The sequence below is a fragment of the Streptomyces sp. NPDC005899 genome (assembly GCF_040629645.1).
Classification (GTDB): domain Bacteria; phylum Actinomycetota; class Actinomycetes; order Streptomycetales; family Streptomycetaceae; genus Streptomyces.
Map to the genome: position 1 here is coordinate 1 of NZ_JBEXWB010000076.1, position 20,852 is coordinate 20,852.

General features: G+C 71.0%; 15 protein-coding genes and 1 pseudogene. 15 read left to right on the top strand and 1 reads right to left on the bottom strand.

Annotated elements, in window-relative coordinates; translation table 11 throughout:
- Positions 1 to 68 precede the first annotated feature (68 nt).
- Positions 69 to 1,427: a glycoside hydrolase family 18 protein gene (locus ABZ371_RS12330; RefSeq protein ID WP_358677297.1), complete on the bottom strand. Its 1,359-nt coding sequence runs from the start codon at positions 1,425 to 1,427 to the stop codon at positions 69 to 71.
- Positions 1,428 to 1,661: 234 nt separating this feature from the next.
- Here ABZ371_RS12330 and ABZ371_RS12335 point away from each other — a divergent pair, with 234 nt between their 5' ends.
- The 15 genes and pseudogenes from ABZ371_RS12335 to ABZ371_RS12405 all read left to right on the top strand — a co-directional run bounded on the left by ABZ371_RS12335 (position 1,662) and on the right by ABZ371_RS12405 (position 20,806).
- A complete protein-coding gene (locus ABZ371_RS12335; RefSeq protein ID WP_358677300.1) occupies positions 1,662 to 2,414 on the top strand; it encodes a GntR family transcriptional regulator in 753 nt (250 codons plus the stop codon).
- A 773-nt stretch (positions 2,415 to 3,187) separates the two neighbouring features.
- Entirely contained in the window at positions 3,188 to 3,388 is a 201-nt protein-coding gene (locus ABZ371_RS12340) for an SPOR domain-containing protein (RefSeq protein WP_358677303.1), read from the top strand.
- Between the two features lie 262 nt (positions 3,389 to 3,650).
- A complete protein-coding gene (locus tag ABZ371_RS12345; RefSeq protein WP_358677306.1) occupies positions 3,651 to 4,055 on the top strand; it encodes a (deoxy)nucleoside triphosphate pyrophosphohydrolase in 405 nt (134 codons plus the stop codon).
- A gap of 139 nt (positions 4,056 to 4,194) precedes the next feature.
- Positions 4,195 to 4,662, top strand: a complete 468-nt coding sequence (locus ABZ371_RS12350) for an ATP-binding protein (RefSeq protein ID WP_358677331.1) — start codon at positions 4,195 to 4,197, stop codon at positions 4,660 to 4,662.
- Positions 4,663 to 4,854: 192 nt separating this feature from the next.
- The gene (locus ABZ371_RS12355; RefSeq protein WP_358677334.1) at positions 4,855 to 7,425 is read left to right on the top strand and encodes a SpoIIE family protein phosphatase; all 2,571 of its coding nucleotides are present in this window, start codon (positions 4,855 to 4,857) and stop codon (positions 7,423 to 7,425) included.
- An 803-nt stretch (positions 7,426 to 8,228) separates the two neighbouring features.
- The gene (locus ABZ371_RS12360) at positions 8,229 to 8,696 is read left to right on the top strand and encodes a MarR family transcriptional regulator (protein WP_358677309.1); all 468 of its coding nucleotides are present in this window, start codon (positions 8,229 to 8,231) and stop codon (positions 8,694 to 8,696) included.
- Between the two features lie 159 nt (positions 8,697 to 8,855).
- Positions 8,856 to 9,058: pseudogene (locus ABZ371_RS12365) on the top strand (MFS transporter); the annotation flags it as partial.
- A gap of 153 nt (positions 9,059 to 9,211) precedes the next feature.
- Positions 9,212 to 9,763 (top strand): isochorismatase family protein, encoded by a 552-nt coding sequence (locus ABZ371_RS12370; RefSeq protein ID WP_358677311.1) that lies wholly within the window; start codon positions 9,212 to 9,214, stop codon positions 9,761 to 9,763.
- A 213-nt stretch (positions 9,764 to 9,976) separates the two neighbouring features.
- Positions 9,977 to 12,304: an ABC transporter family substrate-binding protein gene (locus ABZ371_RS12375; RefSeq protein ID WP_358677314.1), complete on the top strand. Its 2,328-nt coding sequence runs from the start codon at positions 9,977 to 9,979 to the stop codon at positions 12,302 to 12,304.
- 369 nt (positions 12,305 to 12,673) lie between these two features.
- Complete coding sequence (gene typA, locus ABZ371_RS12380) at positions 12,674 to 14,548, top strand: translational GTPase TypA (RefSeq protein ID WP_358677316.1); 1,875 nt, start codon at positions 12,674 to 12,676, stop codon at positions 14,546 to 14,548.
- Positions 14,549 to 14,985: 437 nt separating this feature from the next.
- A complete protein-coding gene (locus ABZ371_RS12385) occupies positions 14,986 to 16,605 on the top strand; it encodes an ABC transporter substrate-binding protein (protein ID WP_358677319.1) in 1,620 nt (539 codons plus the stop codon).
- A 120-nt stretch (positions 16,606 to 16,725) separates the two neighbouring features.
- Positions 16,726 to 17,655, top strand: a complete 930-nt coding sequence (locus ABZ371_RS12390; protein WP_358677322.1) for an ABC transporter permease — start codon at positions 16,726 to 16,728, stop codon at positions 17,653 to 17,655.
- A complete protein-coding gene (locus ABZ371_RS12395; RefSeq protein WP_358677324.1) occupies positions 17,648 to 18,601 on the top strand; it encodes an ABC transporter permease in 954 nt (317 codons plus the stop codon). The genes ABZ371_RS12390 and ABZ371_RS12395 overlap by 8 nt, the downstream gene beginning before the upstream one ends.
- Before the next feature lie 11 nt (positions 18,602 to 18,612).
- Positions 18,613 to 19,671: an ABC transporter ATP-binding protein gene (locus tag ABZ371_RS12400; RefSeq protein WP_358677326.1), complete on the top strand. Its 1,059-nt coding sequence runs from the start codon at positions 18,613 to 18,615 to the stop codon at positions 19,669 to 19,671.
- A complete protein-coding gene (locus ABZ371_RS12405; protein WP_358677329.1) occupies positions 19,664 to 20,806 on the top strand; it encodes a dipeptide ABC transporter ATP-binding protein in 1,143 nt (380 codons plus the stop codon). The genes ABZ371_RS12400 and ABZ371_RS12405 overlap by 8 nt, the downstream gene beginning before the upstream one ends.
- Positions 20,807 to 20,852: the final 46 nt, after the last annotated feature.

Sequence of the window (20,852 nt, forward strand, 5' to 3'; positions counted from 1 at the left end):
CGCCGCCGGGCGGGCGGCGGGTGCGGCGACGACGGCCCGGGTCCGAAGGGGCCCGGGCCGTGTCCGGCCTAGCGGCGGCCCAGTCCGCGGTCGACGGCGGTGATCAGCTCGCCGTCCTCCGTGTCCCCGTCCAGTGACCAGAACATCGCGCCACCGAGGCCGCGGTCGCGGATGTAGGAGGTCTTGGCGCGGAGCACCTGCGGATCGTCGTACGTCCACAGGGTCGTGCCGTCGAACAGCCAGGCGTGGCCGTTGCGCCTGTCCCGGTGCACCGTGTAACGCCCGGAGTCGGCCAGCTTCTTGAGCGCCTTGTAGTCCTCGTAACCGGCGGCGTAGGTGGCCGGTGCGGGGGCCGCGGCCGGCTGCCCGAGGCCGTCGCCTCCGCCGGTGACGCCGGTCCAGCCCTGACCGTAGAACGGCATGCCCACCACCAGCTTGCGGGCGGGGGCGCCCCGCCGGACCCAGTCGCGTACCGTCCCGTCGACGCTGAAGTCGCCCTTCGCGTACAGCGCGGACTGCTGCGCGGTGGCGGCCTCGCCGGAGACGTGGAAGTCGTAGCCCTGGAGGTTGACGAAGTCGAAGTCCCGCATGATGCGGCGCACGTCGAAGCCCGCGTCGATCTTCTCCGGAGCCGTCGGGACGAACGCCGACAGCTCGTAGTGCCGCGGCCCGCCCTTACCGCCGCGCCGGCTCTTCGCGTAGGCGTCGAGCTGGGTGCGGAACTCGTGCACCAGGGCGGTGAAGTTCCTCTTGTCCTCGGGGCGGTACACCGTGTCGGTGTCCCCGGCGGAGCCGGGCCACTCCCAGTCGATGTCGATGCCGTCGAAGAGGCCGGCGGCGGCGCCCGGGCCGCCGCGGGCACCGTCCACCGGCAGGTTGCCCTTGATGTACAGGTCGATGCAGGACGAGACGAGGGCCTTGCGGGAGGCCGCGGTGCGGGCGGCGTCGGAGAAGTGGGTGGACCAGCTCCAGCCGCCCAGCGAGATCATCACCTTGAGGCCGGGGTGTGCGGCCTTCAGCTCGCGCAGCTGGTTGAAGTTGCCCGCCAGGGGCTGGGTGTCGGTGTCGGCGACACCGTCCACCGACCCGGCGGCGTCGAGCGGGCGGGCGTAGTCGGCCCAGGCGTCGGCTTCGCCGGGCACGTTGCCGGTGAAGCACTTCCCTTCGGCGCTGACGTTGCCGAAGGCGTAGTTCACGTGGGTCAGCTTGGCGGCCGTGCCGCTCGTCTCCAGGTCCTTGACCTGGAAGTCGCGCCCGTAGACGCCCCATTGCGTGAAGTAGCCGACGGTCCTGTAGGCGCGCTCGTGGTGGCCCCCACGGCGGTCCGCGCCGTGGCCGGAGTCGGCCGAGGACGCGGGGGCGAGACCGGCCAGCAGCGTAAGGGCGCAGGCGGCGGTGGTGAGTCCGGACAGTGTTCTTCGGCGCATGGGGGCTCGTTCCTGTGCGTGATCCGGTACGGGAGGGACAGCGGGAGCCGTGCTGTGCACTGGGAAGCTATTGGTCTGGACCAAACCTGGTCAATAGCTCGTTGACGCTTCGTCGGGGTACTTGTGCTGGTCGGCGCCGAACCATCACTTCGAGTGAGCCTTTGGCCCGTGCTTGCGGAGTTCAACTCACGGTTGTCACGCTGTTGCTGTCTGTCAACCTGTTGGGAGTGGCCTGTGCCTTTCGGTGAGCAGCCCGCCTATCTGCGCGTGGCGAGCGACCTCAGGAAGAAGATCGTGGACGGGGCGCTGCCGCCCCGCACGCGTCTGCCGTCCCAGGCCCGCATCCGTCAGGAGTACGGGGTGTCGGACACGGTCGCCCTGGAAGCGCGCAAGGTGCTGATGGCCGAAGGGCTGGTGGAGGGGCGGTCGGGATCGGGCACCTACGTGCGCGAGCGCCCGGTCCCGCGCCGCATCGCGCGCTCCGGCTACCGCCCGGAGAGCGGGACCGACCCCTTCCGCCAGGAGCAGACGGCGCAGGGCGTGCGGGGCACCTGGGAGTCCCGCAGCGAGCAGGAGGAGGCCGGCCCCGAGACCGCCGAGCGTCTCGGCGTCGAGCCGGGGGAGCGGGTCATGCGCACCCGGTACGTGTTCCGGGAGGCCGGCGAGCCGATGATGCTCTCCACCTCGTGGGAGCCGCTGGCCGTCACGGGGCGCACGCCGGTGATGCTGCCGGAGGAGGGGCCGCTGGGCGGCTGCGGTGTGGTGGAGAGGATGGCGGCGATCGACATCGTCGTGGACAACGTGGCGGAGGAGGTCGGCGCGCGCCCGGGACTGGCGGATGAGCTCATGGCGCTCGGCGGGGTCCCCGGCCATGTGGTCATGGTGATCCGGCGTACGTACTACGCGTCGGGGAGGGCCGTGGAGACGGCCGATGTGGTCGTGCCCGCAGACCGTTACCGGATCGCCTACCACCTGCCCGTCCGATGACCCGGGCGCGGCGGTGACTCGGCGGCCGTGTCCGCGGGGGCGCGGCGCGCGGCAGGGGGCCCGCGTACCCCCGGGGCCGCCGCCCCCGCCCCTCGGCCCCCACGCGGTCCGCATCCGGGTCCTGCACGCACGTGAGGGCTCTGGCCGGCGGTGACCGTTCGGAACTGACGGGGTGCCATGTCCGCAGGCCTGTGTGCGGGGGCGCCGTGCCCCGACCGGGGGCGCGGTAGGCCGTTGACGCTCCGATGACGAGGGAGTGCGCACGACTCTCCCCGCCCCTTCCTCGCGGACGGGCGGCGGGGTGTCGTGCCCGCCGGTGCGGCACCCGTCGCGCCTGCCGGGCACGCGTGCGGACGTGCGCGGAGTGCGCGGGGGGCGCGGGGCGCGCGAGGCGGCGGTCGCCGCGAGCCGGTGGACGCTGCCGACCGCGCCGGTACCGGGCCGCCCCGGCGATGTGGGCCACCCGGGGCCCGGTACGGGTCCGCCTCCGTCGCTGCTCACCGAAACCCTGGGGCGTGACGCGTGGGAACCCCTGCCGTGGAGGGCTCGCGGGCGGGCGGGCCACCCGTGCCCGCACGGGGCGGACGGGGGGCGCTGTCAAGGGTGGAGGGGCGCATCGAAGTGCGTGCGCCCCCTGGGAAATGGCCGGATGCGTCTCTCTTTGTGTAAAGACGCATCCTCTGAGTAAAGGTCAGGCGTACGCTCGGGCATATGCGTACTGCGGTTTCCTGGGGATCCTTAGAGACGTGCACGCCGGCGGGGAGAGGGGCGACATGCGGGGGAGGGGTGCGATGACGGACAGTGGTGCCGTGCTCCCCTGGCTGGTGATCAGGCAGGACGACAACGGCCACCGGTACCGCGTCGGCCGTTACGCGACGCAGGACGAGGCGCAGAAGACCGCCGAGGGCCTGGACCGGCACGGAGGCAAGCAGTTGTACTGGGTCGAACGCGCCGGGCAGAGCGCGCACCCGTAAGGCGTACGGCGCGGGCGCCCGTGCCGGACCGCCTGGCCCGGGCGTCGATGCCCGCCCGTGACTGACCTCGGGGTCGGGTCGCCCGGACCCACGTACCTGAGTGCGGTCGCCCGGATGCCCGAGCCGTCCGCATCCGGTCGCGGTGGCCCGGGCGCTTCGGGCCCGGCCTCGGGCCCGTCCGCCGAGGCCCGCCGTGGCCCGGTGCGGGACCGCCGCACCCGGGGGCGGAGTCGTTCGCGCCCCGGCGGATACGCTGAGCCCCATGAGTGATGCCGTGGTGGTGGCCGGGGCCGTGTGCGACGGAGGCCGGCTCCTGGCCGCGCGCCGCAGCGCGCCACCGGAGCTGGCCGGCCGCTGGGAGCTCCCCGGCGGGAAGGTGGAGCCGGGCGAGAGCGGCGAGCAGGCACTCGTCCGCGAACTCAGGGAAGAGCTCGGTGTGGAAGCGGAGCCGCTGGAGCGCATCCCCGGCGAGTGGCCGTTGAAGCCCGGGTACGTGCTGCGCGTGTGGACGGTCCGTCTGGTCTCGGGCGAGCCCCGCCCGCTGGAGGACCACGACGCCCTGCGGTGGCTCGCCCCTGACGAGGCCGGCACCGTCGACTGGCTCGACCAGGACCGGCCGGCCGTGGCCGAAGCGGTCCGCCGCCTCCGGGCGGCCCTGCCCCGGTGAGCCCCGGCCCGCCGTGCGGACGCGCTTTACGCCCGTACGCCCCCACCCGCCGCCGCACGCGATAGGTTGTCCGGAATATCGGGTATGTGCCGAATATCCCTTGTTGATGGGGGTGCGTCCCCGCTGCCGGCCCTGGGAAGTGATCGGCGTGACCGATACCGAAGGCGAGCACGCCGAGTGGAGCTTCCCGGCGGTGCCGGGCTCGGTGCGCAGCGCCAGGCACGCCGTGCGTGACGCGCTGCACCACTGGGGACTCGATGACGCGGTGGGTGACGTGGCCGTCCTCCTGGTCAGCGAGTTGGTGACCAATTCCCTGCGCTACGCCTCCGGCCCCATCGGTGTACGGCTGGTCCGGCCGCGTCCCGACGGCCCTGGGGGGCACCCGGCGTCCGAAGCGACCGCGGGCGCGGGCGGGGGTGCGGAGAAGCCGGGACTGCTGGTGGAAGTCTCCGATCCGCTGTCGGAACCGCCCACCGAACGCGCTGCCGGGCCCGAGGACGAAACCGGCCGGGGGCTGCAGCTCGTGGCCTGTTCCGCGCGCCGGTGGGGGACCCGTTACGGAAAGAGCGGCAAGGCGGTGTGGTTCGAGCTGCCTCTCCCTGGTTAGGAGTGGGAGGGACACACAGCGATCACCGGAGGTCGGGCAGGACCTGGCTGAAAGGGACTGAGACCGTGCTGTGATCGTGAACGCCGTGCCGGTGGGGCCCGTAGTGCTGAATACTGCGGGCAGGACCGGTCCGGTGTGTGAGCTGGAGGGGACGGTCGCGTGAGCGAGATACCTGGGACAGCGGGCGGCGTCATGTGGCAGAGCAGCCCGCCCGGCTCGATCTATGACCACATCAGGGTCGCCTCCTTCTCGATCGGCCCCGACGGGCTGATCGAGCAGTGGAGCCGGCGGGCCGCCGGTCTCTTCGGCATGGCCTCCCGCGACGCCGTGGGCAGGGATCCGGTCGAGGCGTTCATGCCCGCCGCGCTGCGGGCGGACGCCCGCCGGAGGGTCGCCGAGATCCTCGACGGCAAGGAGTGGACGGGCCTCGTCCCGTTCCGGACGCCGGGCGGGAGCGGCGCGCACGGCCTCGCCGAGATCTACGTGATGCCGAGCGAGACGGAGGCCGGCGAGCGGGCCGCGATCTGCATCGTCGTGGACGTCGGGGCGCTGCGGCGCATCGAGACGGACCTGGCGGCCTCGCAGGCGATATTCGGCCAATCTCCCTTCGGTTTCGTCCTCTTCGGTACCGATTTCACCGTCGTGCGGGCCAACCAGCGGTTCGCCACCGTCTTCGGGGGAACGGCCGACGACCACCGCGGCAGAACCGTCTCGGACTACCTGGCGCGCCCGGAGGCCGACCGGCTCTCCGCCACACTGGCACGCGTCCTGGAGACGGGGGACGCCGTGACCGACCTCCAACTCGTCGGCACGGCGCCCGGCTCCGCCGACCGGCGCCACTGGTCGATGAACCTCTACCGGGTGCACAGCGGTTCCGGGCGGCCCATCGGCATCGCCGGCCTCGCCACCGACGTCACCCAACGCCACATCGCCGCCCGCGAGGCGGCCAGCGCCCGCCGCAACCTCGCCCTGCTGAACGAGGCCAGCGCACGCATCGGCAACTCGCTCGACCTGGAGACCACCGCCCGGGAGCTGCTCGACGTCGCCGTGCCCGGCTTCTGCGACCTGGCCTCCGTCGACCTGTACCAGGGGCTGCTCACCGGTGAGGAGGCGGCGCCCGGCAGTTGGGGCCGCTACCACCAGGAGTCCGGCAGCGGGTCTGCCGAGCTGCGCCGGGTGGCCCAGGCCAGTGCCGTGTCCGACGCCCTCCCGGAGGTCCTGTCCGGCGGCGGCGTGGATCCCCGGGGCGACACGGGCCCGCCGGCACTGGGGTCGGTCCACCGCTACCCCTTCCACTCGCCCTGCGCCGTCGCCCTGCGCACCGGGCAGGTCACGGACGTACCCGGGGACGATCGCGGCTTCGTCCACTCCACGCTCGCCGTACCGATGGTCGCCCACGACATCGTCGTCGGCCTCGTCCAGTTCTCCCGCACCAAGGGCAGCGAACCCTTCGGCACACGGGACCGGGCCCTGGCCACGGAGCTCGCGGCCCGCGCCGCCGTCTGTATCGACAACGCCCGCCTCTACCGGCGGGAGCACGAGCGGGCCCTCATACTCCAGCGCAGCCTGCTCCCCCCCGGCGCCCCCGAGGCCGCCGGCCTGGACATCGCCTGCCGCTACCTGCCCGGCAACACGGCCACCGAGGTCGGCGGCGACTGGTTCGACGTGATCGAGCTCCCCGGGCACCGCACGGCCCTGGTCGTCGGCGACGTCATGGGACGGGGGCTGCGGGCCGCCGTCGCCATGGGTGAACTGCGCACCGCCGTACGCACCCTGGCGCTCCTGGACCTGGAGCCCGCGGAGGTGCTGTCGGCCCTCGACGAGGTCGCCCGAGGCCTCGGCACTCCCGGCGGCGGAGAGCGCAGCGACGGTTTCGGCGGGGGTGGCGGCGCGCAGTGGCCCTCGCGGGCCGCCCACAAGTCGCGCGAGGCGGACCTCTCCGAGGTCTACCTGGCGACGTGCGTGTACGCGGTGTACGACCCGGTCACCCGCCGGTGCACCTTCGCCAACGCCGGCCACCTCCCGCCCGCGGTGGTCGAGCCCGGGCAACCCGCCGTGCTCCTCGACGTACCGCCGGGCATGCCGCTCGGCGTCGGCGGCGAACCCTTCGAGGAGGTGGAGGTGGAGCTCCAGGAGGGGTCCCTCCTCGCCCTCTACACCGACGGACTCGTCGAGTCCCGCGACCACCCGCTCGACGAGGGCCTGGAGGCGTTCCGAAGGGCGCTCGCCGAGCCGTCACAACCGCTCGAGGACGTCTGCGAGCACGTGCTGACCACGCTCGACACCGGTCACGGCGAGGACGACATCGCGTTGCTGATGGCCCGTATCCAGGGGCTTCCCGCGAACGCGGTGGGCGACTGGCGTCTGCCGCGCGAGCTGCGGTCCGTGGGCCGGGCCCGCGACCTCGCCCGCTCCCAGCTGACCGCCTGGGACCTGGACGACCTGGTCGACACCACCGAACTGCTCGTCAGCGAACTGGTCACCAACGCACTGCGCTACGGCGAGGGGGAGATCCGGCTCCGGCTCCTGCGCGACCGCACGCTCGTCTGCGAGGTGTGGGACGCGGGCCTGGTCCAGCCGCGGCGGCGCCGCGCTCGGGACACGGACGAGGGCGGGCGCGGGCTGCAACTGGTCGGACTGCTCAGCGCGGCCTGGGGATCGCGGCGCACCCCGCGCGGCAAGACGGTGTGGTTCGAGCTGGCGCTGCCGGACGGGGAACCGGCCGCCGAGCTCTCCGTCGAGCAGCTGTTGAGCATGTACTGACCGGATCGGCGGCGGTGCCGGGCCCGTGGCGCACCGGCCGGTAGCCGCCCCTCCCCGGCACGCGGGGGCGCGGCCCGGCGGGGCCCGCCGGAGTCCACCGCTCCCAGCCGGCGCGGGTTCGCCACTGCGGGCACCGCGGGCGCTGCGGGAGGCAGACCCGAGGCGGCGGAGGTAGCCACCGGCGGACCTTGGCGCTGAGGGCGCTGCGGGGGCACGGGAGGCGACTGAGGCCACCGCTACCAAGGGCCCACGCGCACTTCCGCGCCGCCTCCGGCAACCCCTCACGGGCTTCGACGACGTTCCCCGTCACGGCCGGACCGGCCTGCGACGGGAACGCCCGAGATCAGCCGGACCGGCCGGACCGGCCGGCCGACGCCCCGAGCCAACGGGCGCCCCCGCCGCGGACGCCGCCTCCACCCGCTGCCGGAACCCGCCGCCCTCGCTGCCGGGCCCGGCCCGTACCCGCTGCCGGAACCCGCCCGCCCCCGCCGCGGACGCCGCCCGCCCCCACTGCCGGACCCGGCCCGCACCCGCCGCCGGACCCGGGTCGTCCCCGTCGGCGCACGCGGCCCGTTCCCGCCGCCGGACCCCGCTGCCGCACATCACCCGTCCGTAGCGGCCGCCGCGACGGAACGGTCGCACCGCCCACATCCTCCGCCGCTCACCTCCTCCGCCGAGCACCGCTCGCCCTCCTCCCCGCGACCACCCGTGACGCGCTTCCCACGATCGCGGCCCCGTCCGAGCAGTGCGGCGCATAGACAGGCAACCTTGCAAGATGTCCTGTACATCTTTATGCTGCGTCCATGTCCAGCGACCGACCAGGCGACCAGGAACAGGCCCCTGCCGACCCGACCCCCGACCACCTTGCGTCGGATCTCGCGGGTGTGGTCGGCCGCTTGCTCAGGCGGCTGCGCAGCACGTCGGGGGAGAGCCTCCTCACCCCCTCCCAGCGGTCCGTGCTGGCCCGGCTGCACGACGGAGGCCCGTCCACGACCGCGGAGCTGGCCCGTGCCGAGCTGGTGCGGCCCCAGTCGATGCGGCTCACCCTCGGCGCCCTGGAGGGCCAGGGGCTCGTCGCCCGGGCACCCGATCCGGGCGACGGACGGAAGTCGGTGGTCTCGGTCACGGCGGCCGGGCGCACCACCCTGGCCGAGGTGCGGGCAGCCAAGCGCGACTGGCTGGCCGACGCGATCGCGGGGGAGCTGGACGGCGCCGAGCGCCGCACCGTGGCCGAGGCGGTGGCCCTCCTCAACAGGCTGGTCGACACGTGACCCGCAGGGACGCGGACCCGACCCCCGCAACACCGGTGACGGACACGCCCACGGCTACACGGGTGCCCGCGCCCGTGCCCCCGCCCGTACGAGGGAACCGGCTGCCCGGACCGTGGCCCCGAGACACCACCGCGGGCGTTCCCGCGCCGCAGCCTCCGGGTGACGCGGCCGGAGCGGAGCCGGCCGGGCTCCAGGGGTTCAGCGCGCGTCTCACCGCGCCCCTGCTGATGGGCTCCCTGCTCAACCCGCTCAACACGACCATGATCTCCACGGCGCTGGTGTCCATCGGGCACGCCTTCGGCATCGGGGCCGCCGACACCGCCTGGCTCATCTCCGTCCTCTATCTCGACAATGCCGTGGCCAGCCCGTCCTCGGCGCCCTGCTCTGCGTCCTGACCGTCACCGACCGGGCCCTGCGGGCCTGCGGCTGACCGCCCCCGCCCCTCCGCCTGTTTCCCGCACCCGGGAAACCCGCATCCCGCATATCCCGCACCCCCGCACAAGGAGTCACGCGCCATGGCCGTCACCACACTCGACCCCAGGACCGCACTCGTCGTCGTCGACCTGCAGAAGGGCATCGTCGGCCTCCCGACCGCCCACCCCGCCTCCGGCGTGGTCGCCCGCTCCGCGGCCCTCGCCGATGCCTTCCGGGCCAAGGGCCTGCCGGTCTTCCTGGTCCGCGTCACGGGAGGAGCGCCCGGCCGCAACGAGAGCGGCGCCCCCTCCGGCCGGCCCGCGGCCGACTGGGCCGACCTCGTGCCCGAGCTCGGCCCGCACGAGGGTGACATCGTCATCACCAAGCAGCAGTGGGGCGCCTTCCACGGCACCGAGCTCGATCTCCAGCTGCGCCGCCGTGGCATCACCCAGGTCGTGCTGACCGGCATCGCCACCAGCATCGGCGTCGAGTCCACGGCCCGCGCCGCACACGAGCACGGTTACCACGTCACCGTCGCCACCGACGCGGTCACGGACATGGACGGCGACGCCCACCGCAACAGCGTCGAGAAGATCTTCCCGCGGCTGGGTGAGACGGGCACCGCGGAGGCGGTCACCGCACTGCTCGGCTGAACGTCCGGGAGCCCCGCCCGGCGGCGGGACGCGGCGCGACGGAGCCGCACGGGTGACGTCCGCGGTCCCACCGGCCGCGTCTGCGCCGCCTCGCGCGTGCGGGTGCGTTCAGTGGATCAGCGAACCAGTGTGATCAACTGTAAATGCCACCTAAACGCATAATCCGGTCCATTCCGGTACGGGTGGGCCGGGCCGGCCCCGGAGGTATCAGCCATGGCCCACGTCGGCGTCCCACGCGGGAAGGCCCGAAAGCGCCGTTCCGTCGCCCTCCTGGCGACGGGCGCGCTCACCATCCCGGTACTGGCGGGCTGCAGCTCGGGCGGCGGGGGCCCCGCCGCCGTGGCCGTCCCGCAGGACATCGCCCCGGCGCCGCGGGACCACGTCACCGCGGGCTCCACGGCCACCTGGGCGATCGACGCGCTGCCCGCCACACTCAACACCTTCCAGGCCGACGCCGACGGCGCGAGCGCGCGGATCGCCGGCGCCCTGCTGCCCTCCCTCTTCCCGCTGGACGCGCGCGGCGAGCCCCGGCTCGACCCGGACTACCTGGAGTCGGCGAAGGTCATCGACCGCGAGCCGAAGCAGGTCGTCCTCTACAAGCTCAACCAGCAGGCCGTGTGGAGCGACGGCCGGGAGATCGGGGCCCCGGACTTCGTCGCGCAGTGGCGCGCTCTGAGCGGTAAGGACTCGGCGTTCTGGACCGCCCGCAACGCGGGGTACGAGCGGATCGAGAAGATCGAGCGGGGGAAGGACGATCTCCAGGTCAGGGTGACGTTCGCCAAGCCGTACGCGGACTGGCGCTCCCTCTTCTCGCCGCTGTACCCGAAGGACGTGACCGGTTCGCCGGCCGCCTTCAACGAAGGGGCCAGGGCCGCCCTCAAGAACACCGCGGGGCCGTTCCGCCTGCGCGGCGTCGACAAGGACGAGGGCACGGTCACGCTGGACCGGAACCCGCGCTGGTGGGGCGACGAGGCCAAGCTCGAAGCACTCGTCTTCCGGGCCGTCGCCCCGGACAAGCGCGTCCGGGCGCTGACCGACGGCACGGTGGACATCGCCGACATCGACCCGGCCGCGGCGGCCACCGTCGCCCGCGCGGCCCGCTACGGCGGCGGGAACGGGCAGCCGCCCGCCCACGGCCCGGGATCCGACATCACCCCGGCCTCCGCGCTGCGCTCCTGGGCACTGGCCCACGGATCCGACGAAGAGGCCGCCGAGGCCGCGCAGGCCGCCCGGGCGGAGAACCGCGAGGCCGTCGCGGCGTACGCGGCCGAGCAGAAGTCGCTCGCCGGCTTCGCCGTACGCAAGTCCCTGGAGCCCGCCTACACGCAGCTGGCGCTGAACGGCGAGACCGGCCCCCTCTCCGACGACCGGGTGCGCCGGGCGATCGCCCGCGCCCTGAACCGCCAGGAGCTCGCCGACGCGGTGCTCAAGCCGCTCGGCCTGCCCGCGAAGCCCCCCGGCAGCCACCTCGCCCTGGCCGGACAGCCGGCGTACCAGGACGGCAGCGGCGCGCTGGGCGACCAGGACACCGAGGAGGCACAGGCCCTCCTGGCGGACGCGGGCTGGACCCCGGGCGGGGCCGTGGAGAAACCGAAGGACACCAAGGCGGGCAGCGAGGCCGACAGGAAGGGGAAGGCCGAAGGGGCCGAGAAGGAGTCCCGAGGCGCGAAGAAGAAGGCCGAAGCCTCGAAGGCGGCCGACGAGGCGGACGAGGCGGACCCCGAGGAAGAGGAGGAGGACGACCAGGCATCCCGGGAGGAGGGTCTGTACATCGTCGGCGACGACGGCAAGCCGGGTGACCGCCGGGCCCCGGCCGGCGTCTCGGGGGCCCTCGCCACCGCCCCGGCCGCCGCCGCCCACGGCGAGGCCCTGCGGCGCCAGGCCGAGGCCCTCACCGCCACGGACGGGGACGCCCCCGCCAGGAGCACCGGCCAGGACAAGCGCCCGGGAGGCGCGCCGGGCGCCTACGCCCCCGCCGGCACCGCCGCCCCGGTCTCCCTCCACGGCCGCCTGGGCAAGGACGGCAAACCGCTCACCCTGCGCTTCGTCCTCCCGTCGGGCCCCGGCTCGCAGTCGCTGCGCGGCGTGGGTGAGAAGATCGTGGAGATGCTGGACGCCATCGGCGTCGGCACCGTGGTCACCAAGGTTCCCGACGACAGCTACTTCGAGGACCACATCGCCTCGGGCGCCTACGACCTGGCCCTGTACTCCTGGCCGGCGACGGCCTACCCCGCGACGGACGGCCGCCCGATCTTCGCCAAACCGGAGCCCGCCACCGACGGCTCGCTGCTCGTCGAGCAGAACTACACCCGGGTCGGGTCCGACCACATCGACCAGCTCTTCGAACGGGCCGTCTCCGAACTCGACGCGAACGCCTCCAGGGAGCTGCTGAGGCAGGCGGACGCCCGGATCTGGGCCGCTGCCGGATCGATTCCGCTGTATCAGCGGCCACAGTTGGTCGCCGTCGACAAGAAGCTGGCGAACGTCGGCGCCTTCGGCTTCGCCACGCCTCGCTACGAGGACATCGGATTCACCGGGTGACAAGAGCGGCTTTGGCCGCGAACCGTAAGAAATGGCAGGTCACGCGCCTGTCGCAATCTCAGAAGCAGCTCAATTCCCTTGCCCGCCGGCCTCCCCGGCGGGCAAGGTGGTGTCCGCCTCGACCCGGGCCGCACCTCCTTCCGCACCCCCCTCCCGGCCGCTTCCCACCGGCCGGACGATGGCTGGACACCACCTGGAATCCGGCTGAACAGTGACTGGCGACCCGTCTCGCGGACCGGGCCGGGAAGCTCCGGACGCGACGGGCCCGTACCATGGGACTAGCCGTGGCGCGTCCGCCCGGCGGGCGTACGAGGATTCGAGACCCACTGAGACGCCTGATCCCCGATCCGAGAGAAGCGCAAGCCACCCATGCCCACGCGCCACGACATCCGTAACGTAGCCATCGTCGCCCACGTCGACCACGGCAAGACCACGCTGGTCGATGCCATGCTCAAGCAGGCGGGCGCCTTCGCGGCGCACGCGGCCGAGAACCTCGACGAACGCATGATGGACTCGAACGACCTGGAGCGTGAGAAGGGCATCACGATCCTCGCCAAGAACACGGCGGTGAAGTACCACCCCAAGGACGGCGGGGACCCGATCACGATCAACATCATCGACACCCCCGGCCACGCCGACTTCGGCGGCGAGGTCGAGCGCGGTCTGTCGATGGTGGACGCGGTCGTCCTGCTGGTCGACGCCTCCGAGGGCCCGCTCCCGCAGACGCGCTTCGTGCTCCGCAAGGCGCTCACGGCGAAGCTGCCGGTCATCCTCTGCATCAACAAGACGGACCGCCCGGACTCGCGGATCTCCGAGGTCATCGACGAGACCTACGACCTGTTCCTGGACCTCGACGCGTCCGAGGAGCAGATCGAGTTCCCGATCGTCTACGCCTGTGCCCGTGACGGCGTCGCCTCGCTCACCAAGCCCGAGGACGGCAGCGTCCCGCAGGACAGCGACAGCCTCGAGCCCTTCTTCACGACCATCCTCTCCACGGTCCCGGCCCCCGAGTACGACGAGGAGGCCCCGCTCCAGGCCCACGTCACCAACCTCGACGCCGACAACTTCCTCGGCCGCATCGCGCTGTGCCGTGTCGAGCAGGGCGAGCTGCGCAAGGGCCAGACGGTCGCCTGGATCAAGCGTGACGGCACGATCTCCAACGTGCGCATCACCGAACTCCTGATGACCGAGGCGCTCACCCGCAAGCCGGCCGAGAAGGCGGGCCCGGGCGACATCTGCGCGGTCGCCGGCTTCCCGGACATCATGATCGGCGAGACCCTCGCCGACCCCGAGAACCCGATCGCGCTGCCGCTGATCACGGTCGACGAGCCGGCCATCTCCATGACCATCGGCACGAACACCTCGCCGCTCGTCGGCAAGGGCGGCAAGGGCCACAAGGTGACCGCCCGCCAGGTGAAGGACCGCCTGGACCGCGAGCTCATCGGCAACGTCTCGCTCCGCGTCCTGGACACCGAGCGCCCCGACGCCTGGGAGGTCCAGGGCCGTGGTGAGCTCGCGCTGGCGATCCTGGTCGAGCAGATGCGCCGTGAGGGCTTCGAGCTGACGGTCGGCAAGCCCGAGGTCGTCACCAAGCAGATCGACGGCAAGACGCACGAGCCGATCGAGCGCATGACCATCGACTCCCCCGAGGAGCACCTCGGTGCCATCACCCAGCTGATGGCGACCCGCAAGGGCCGCATGGAGACGATGACGAACCACGGTTCGGGCTGGGTCCGCATGGAGTGGATCGTCCCCTCCCGCGGCCTCATCGGCTTCCGTACGGAGTTCCTGACGCAGACCCGCGGCACGGGCATCGCGCACTCCATCTTCGAGGGCCACGAGCCGTGGTTCGGCGAGCTGCGCACCCGTCACAACGGCTCGCTGGTCGCCGACCGCTCGGGCACGGTGACTCCGTTCGCCATGGTCAACCTCCAGGAGCGCGGTGTCATCTTCACCGAGGCCGGCACCGAGGTCTACGAGGGCATGATCATCGGTGAGAACTCGCGCGCCGACGACATGGACGTGAACATCACCAAGGAGAAGAAGCTCACCAACATGCGTGCGGCTTCCGCCGACACCACCGAGAACGTGGTGCCGGCCCGCAAGCTCTCCCTGGAGCAGTCCCTGGAGTTCTGCCGCGAGGACGAGTGCATCGAGGTCACCCCGGAGACCGTGCGCATCCGCAAGGTCGTCCTGGACCAGAAGCAGCGCGGCCGTACGGCCTCGCGCGCGAAGAACGGCTGAGCCGGGCCGTCGGCCACGGCCGGCGAACCGTCAGGCAGAGCCATTGACACGAGGCCCGGGCCCCCGCAGACACTGTGGGGGCCCGGGCTTTTCGTCAACCCATTTACCTGACCGACGTGTCCGGTTATCGGGCGTCGCTCTCCGGAACATGTGTTAACGGTCCGTTTCGGGGGTGTCTGTCTGGGATCACTTTGTCCGGATTTCGGGCAACCATGCCTTCCTGATGTTGTCAAACCGAGACCCTTTAAGTGTGGTTTACAGCCCGGTGTTACTTAATAGTTGGCTCCATTGAGCTCGGGTCAATGGGTCGGCGCACTGTGGGGGGTGCGGACTCACGAGCACACTCGGGGTACTGGAAACGATCGCCGTCAGGGGTGTCGGCGGATCTCTGCAGTACCCCTCTTGTAGTCAAAAGTGGACTCATGAGGAGGAAACCCATGCGCGGTGCCAAGAGCGCCAAGTGGGTCGCGGGAGCGGCAATCATCGCCCTGGCCGCGACCGCCTGTGGTGGCGGCAGTGACGACAGCGACTCGGCTTCGAAGGAGAAGGGCAAGCCCGCGGGCTACGTGTCCGTCGACGTCGGTGAGCCGCAGAAGCCGCTGATCCCGGCCGACACCAACGAGCAGCTCGGCAGCTACGTCATCCAGGCGGTGTTCACCCAGCTCCTCGAGTTCGACGGCGACGGCAAGATCGTCTACACGAACGCCGAGTCCGTGAAGTCGGACGACAACAAGACGTGGACCGTCAAGCTGAAGGCCGGCTGGAAGTTCCACGACGGCACCCCGGTCACCGCCGAGTCCTACATCAAGGCGTGGAACTGGTACGCCAACATCAAGAACAACCAGCAGAACGCCTTCTGGTTCGAGGACATCAAGGGCTACGCGGACGTCCACCCGGAGAAGGGTGACCCCAAGGCCACGGAGATGTCCGGTCTGAAGGCGGTCGACGACACCACCTTCACGATCGAGCTCGACAAGCCGGTCCCGTACTTCGAGTACAAGCTCGGCTACTACACCTTCGCCCCGCTGCCCGAGGTGTTCTACAAGGACACCAAGGCGTTCGGCCAGGCCCCGGTCGGCAACGGTCCCTACGTCTTCGAGAAGTGGGACCACAAGAAGCTCATCCGGGTGAAGGCCAACCCGGACTACCAGGGCCCGAACAAGGCGAAGAACAAGGGCATCCTGTTCAAGAACTACGCGACCGTCGAGGCCGCGTACCAGGACCTCCTGTCCGGCAACCTGGACATGATCCGCCAGGTCGGCCCGAAGGACCTGCCGAAGTACAAGACGGACCTCGGGGACCGCGTGGTCGACGAGCCGTACGCGGCCGTGCAGTCGATCGTCCCGACGTTCTACTCGAAGACCTTCAAGGGCATCGACCCCAAGGTCATCCAGGGTCTGTCGATGGGCATCGACCGCGCCACGATCACCAAGACCGTGCTGAACGGCACCCGTGAGGCCGCCACCAGCTTCACGCCCCCCGGCGTCGCGGGCAACCAGCACCTGGACACCGACGTGTTCAAGTTCGACCCGGCCAAGGCCAAGCAGCTCATCAAGGAAGGCGGCGGCGTTCCGGACAACAAGCTGTGGATCCAGTACAACGCCGACGGCGGCCACAAGGAGTGGGTGACCGCTGTCTGCGAGTCGATCCGCAACTCGACCGGGGTCGACTGCATCCCGGACGCCAAGCCGGACTTCCAGACCGACCTGGAAGCGCGTGACAACGACCAGGTCAAGTCGATGTACCGCGGTGGCTGGGTGGCCGACTACCCGCTGAACGTCAACTTCATGCGGGAGCTGTACGGCACCACCGCCGAGGCGAACAACGGCCGGTTCTCCGACAAGGACGTCGACGCGGCGTTCAAGAAGGGCGACAACGCGGCGTCGCTCGACGAGTCGATCAAGGCGTACCAGGAGGCCGAGAAGCTCGTCCTCCAGAAGATGCCGGCGATCCCGCTGTGGAACTACAAGATCAACGGTGGCTACTCGAAGACCGTCGACAACGTGGCCATCGACTTCCGCGGCGACTACGTCATGACGGACGTCACCGTCAAGTAACACACGCCTGAGGGCCCCCACTCGGCCATCAGCCGCCCACACCAGGCAGTAGGCCCCGGGGGCCGCTCTCCTTATCGGGAGGGCGGTCCCTGGGCTGCATTATCCCTATCGGAGGCAAACATGGGGCGTTATGTCGCGCGGCGACTGCTCCAGATGATCCCGGTCTTCCTCGGGTCAACCTTGCTGGTCTTCGCCATGATGTACGCGCTCCCCGGCGACCCCGTGCGCGCGCTCGCAGGCGAACAGACCGTCGACCCGGCACAGATCGCGGCCATGAAGAAGGACCTCGGTCTCGACCTGCCGCTCTGGCACCAGTACTGGAACTACCTCACGGGCCTGTTCCAGGGCGACTTCGGCACCGAGATCGCCAGTGGACGACCGGTGGCCGACACCATCGCGGACGCGTTCCCGATCACGATCCGGCTGGCTCTGTTTGCCTTCCTCTTCACGGTCATCGTCGGCATCTCCATGGGCGTCTTCGCCGGCCTCAAGGCCGACACCCTCCGCGACCGCGGACTGCTCATCCTGACGCTCCTGCTCATCTCGGTGCCCTCGTTCGTGCTCGGCTTCCTCGGCCAGTACTTCTTCGCCTTCCAGCTCGGCTGGGTCGATCCCAACGTGAGCGCGGAAGCGAACTGGAGCGAGCTGTTCCTGCCCGCCGTCGTCCTCGGGTCGCTGTCGCTCGCCTACGTGGCACGGCTGACCCGTACGTCCGTCGCGGAGAACCTGCGCGCCGACTACATGCGCACCGCCGTGGCCAAGGGCCTGCCGCGGCGCCGGGTCGTCGGTGTCCACCTGATGCGGAACTCGATGATCCCCGTGGTCACCTTCCTCGGTACCGACCTCGGCGCCCTGCTCGGCGGCGCGGTCGTGACCGAAGGCATCTTCAACGTCCAGGGTGTCGGCCGTGCCGTGTTCGGCGCGCTGCAGCACCGCGAGGGCGCCACGGTCGTCGGCATCGTGACGCTGATCGTCATCGTCTATCTCGTCACCAGCCTGCTCGTCGACCTGCTTTACGCGGTCCTGGACCCGAGGATCCGGTATGCCTGAGGTGCTGAAGGAAACCACTCCGGACCCGACCGTCGAGCCGACGGCCGCACCGGTCCCCGAGAACAAGGCCGGTCAGACGGGCAAGCCCCGCAGCCTGTGGTCGGACGCCTGGCACGACCTGCGGCGCAGCCCGCTGTTCGTCGTCTCCGCCGTCCTGATCGCGTTCCTGCTCGTGATGGCGATATGGCCGGGCCTCTTCACCGGCGCGAACCCCCGTTACGCGGACCTCGCCCACCACTACCTGCAGAAGCCCAAGTGGGGGAACTTCTTCCAGGAGGACTGGTTCGGCTACGACATCCAGGGCCGCTCGATCTACGCGCGTGTCGTCTACGGCGCCCGGGCCTCGATCATGGTCGCCGTCGTCGTCACCGTGCTCGTCACCGTCCTGGGCACCGTGGTCGGCATGCTGGCCGGGTACTTCGGCGGCTGGATCGACACGCTGCTCTCCCGGGTCACCGACATCTTCTTCGGTGTCCCGTTCATCCTCGGCGCGATGGTCGTCCTGACCTCCTTCGAGGAGCGGCACGTCTGGGTCGTCATCCTGGCCCTGGCCTTCCTCGGCTGGACCCAGATCGCCCGTGTCGCCCGCGGCTCCGTCCTGACGATCAAGCAGGCCGACTACGTGATGGCGGCCAAGGCGCTGGGCGCCTCGACCAGCCGCATCCTGCTCCGGCACATCCTGCCCAACGCGATCGCCCCGGTGATCGTCGTCGCGACCATCGCGCTCGGCGGCTACATCTCGGCCGAGGCCACCCTGTCCTTCCTGGGCATCGGTCTGGCCGAGCCCACCGTCTCGTGGGGTGTCGACATCTCCTCCGGTCAGGAGCAGCTGCGCAACGCGGCCTACGTCCTGATCATCCCGTCGGTCATGGTGTCGATCACCGTCCTGGCGTTCATCATGCTCGGCGATGCGGTGCGCAACGCCCTCGATCCCAAGCTGCGCTGAGGGAGGCGTACATGACCATCATCGACAAGACGGCGGATGTTCCTGCTCCGCGTGGTTCCGGCGACGACAGCGGCCCGCTGCTCGAAGTCCGCGACCTGCACGTGGAGTTCCACACCCGTGACGGCGTGGCCAAGGCCGTCAACGGCGTCAACTACAACGTCAGCGCCGGCGAGACCCTCGCCGTGCTCGGCGAGTCCGGCTCCGGCAAGTCCGTGACCGCTCAGGCGATCATGGGCATCCTGGACATGCCTCCGGGCCGCATCCCGAAGGGCGAGATCCTCTTCCGCGGCCAGGACATGCTCAAGATGTCCAACGAGGAGCGCCGGCAGATCCGTGGCCGGAAGATCGCGATGATCTTCCAGGACGCGCTCTCCTCGCTCAACCCGGTGCTCTCCGTGGGCTACCAGCTCGGCGAGATGTACCGGGTGCACCAGGGCCTGTCCAAGAAGGAGGCGAAGGCCAAGGCCATCGCGCTGATGGACCGCGTGCGCATCCCGGCGGCGAAGGAGCGGATCAACGACTACCCGCACCAGTTCTCCGGTGGTATGCGCCAGCGCATCATGATCGCGATGGCGCTGGCCCTGGAGCCCGACCTGATCATCGCGGACGAGCCCACCACGGCGCTCGACGTCACCGTGCAGGCCCAGGTCATGGACCTGCTCGCGGAGCTCCAGCGCGACTTCAACATGGGCCTGATCCTCATCACGCACGACCTCGGCGTCGTCGCCGACGTCGCCGACAAGATCGCCGTGATGTACGCGGGCCGGATCGTCGAGACCGCCCCGGTCCACGAGATCTACAAGCGCCCCGCGCACCCGTACACCAAGGGCCTCCTGGAGTCGATCCCGCGCCTGGACCAGAAGGGCCAGGAGCTGTACGCGATCAAGGGGCTGCCGCCCAACCTCCTGCACGTCCCCTCGGGCTGTGCCTTCAACCCGCGCTGCACCATGGCGCGGGACATCTGCCGTACGGACATTCCGGCCCTGTTCCCGGTGACCGAGAAGGACGGCGCCGATCTGGCCGGCCGCGGCAGCGCGTGCCACTTCTGGAAGGAGACGATCCATGGCTGACCTCGAGAAGGGGTCCGTGGACGCCACCCCGAACGTCACCGAGGTGGGGACGGTCAACGCGGCGACCGAGGCGGAGGCCGTGGCGGCCATCGACGCCCCGGTGTCGCAGGGCGAGCCGATCCTCCAGGTGCGCAACCTGGTCAAGCACTTCCCGCTGACCCAGGGCATCCTCTTCAAGAAGCAGGTTGGCGCCGTCAAGGCGGTCGACGGCATCTCGTTCGACCTGTACGCGGGGGAGACGCTCGGCATCGTCGGCGAGTCCGGCTGCGGCAAGTCCACGGTCGCCAAGCTCCTGATGACGCTGGAGCGCGCCACCGCCGGTGAGGTCTTCTACAAGGGCCAGGACATCACCAAGCTGTCCGGCCGCGCCCTGAAGGCCGTGCGCCGCAACATCCAGATGGTGTTCCAGGACCCGTACACCTCGTTGAACCCGCGCATGACGGTCGGCGACATCATCGGGGAGACCTTCGAGATCCACCCCGAGGTGGCCCCGAAGGGCGAGCGGCGCCGCAGGGTGCAGGACCTCCTGGACGTCGTCGGCCTGAACCCGGAGTACATCAACCGGTATCCGCACCAGTTCTCCGGCGGCCAGCGCCAGCGCATCGGCATCGCCCGCGGCCTCGCGCTCAACCCGGAGATCATCATCTGCGACGAGCCGGTCTCCGCGCTCGACGTGTCGGTGCAGGCACAGGTCATCAACCTGATGGAGAAGCTCCAGGACGAGTTCAACCTGTCCTACCTCTTCATCGCCCACGACCTGTCGATCGTCCGGCACATCTCCGACCGGGTCGGGGTCATGTACCTCGGCAAGATGGCCGAGATCGGCACCGACACCCAGATCTACGACCACCCGACGCACCCCTACACCCAGGCGCTGCTGTCGGCGGTCCCGGTCCCGGACCCCGACGCCCGCGAGGGCCGTGAGCGGATCATCCTCTCCGGTGACGTCCCGTCGCCGGCGAACCCGCCGTCGGGCTGCCGCTTCCGCACGCGGTGCTGGAAGGCGCAGGACAAGTGCGCCACCGAGGTGCCGCTGCTGGCGATCCCCGAGCGCTTCCAGGCCTCGGGCACGCCGGCGGCGCACGAGTCGGCGTGCCACTTCGCCGAGGAGAAGGACGTCGTGCACGCCGCGTAGCACACCGCCGTGCCGAACCGGAGGCGCCCGGCCCTTGGAGGGGCCG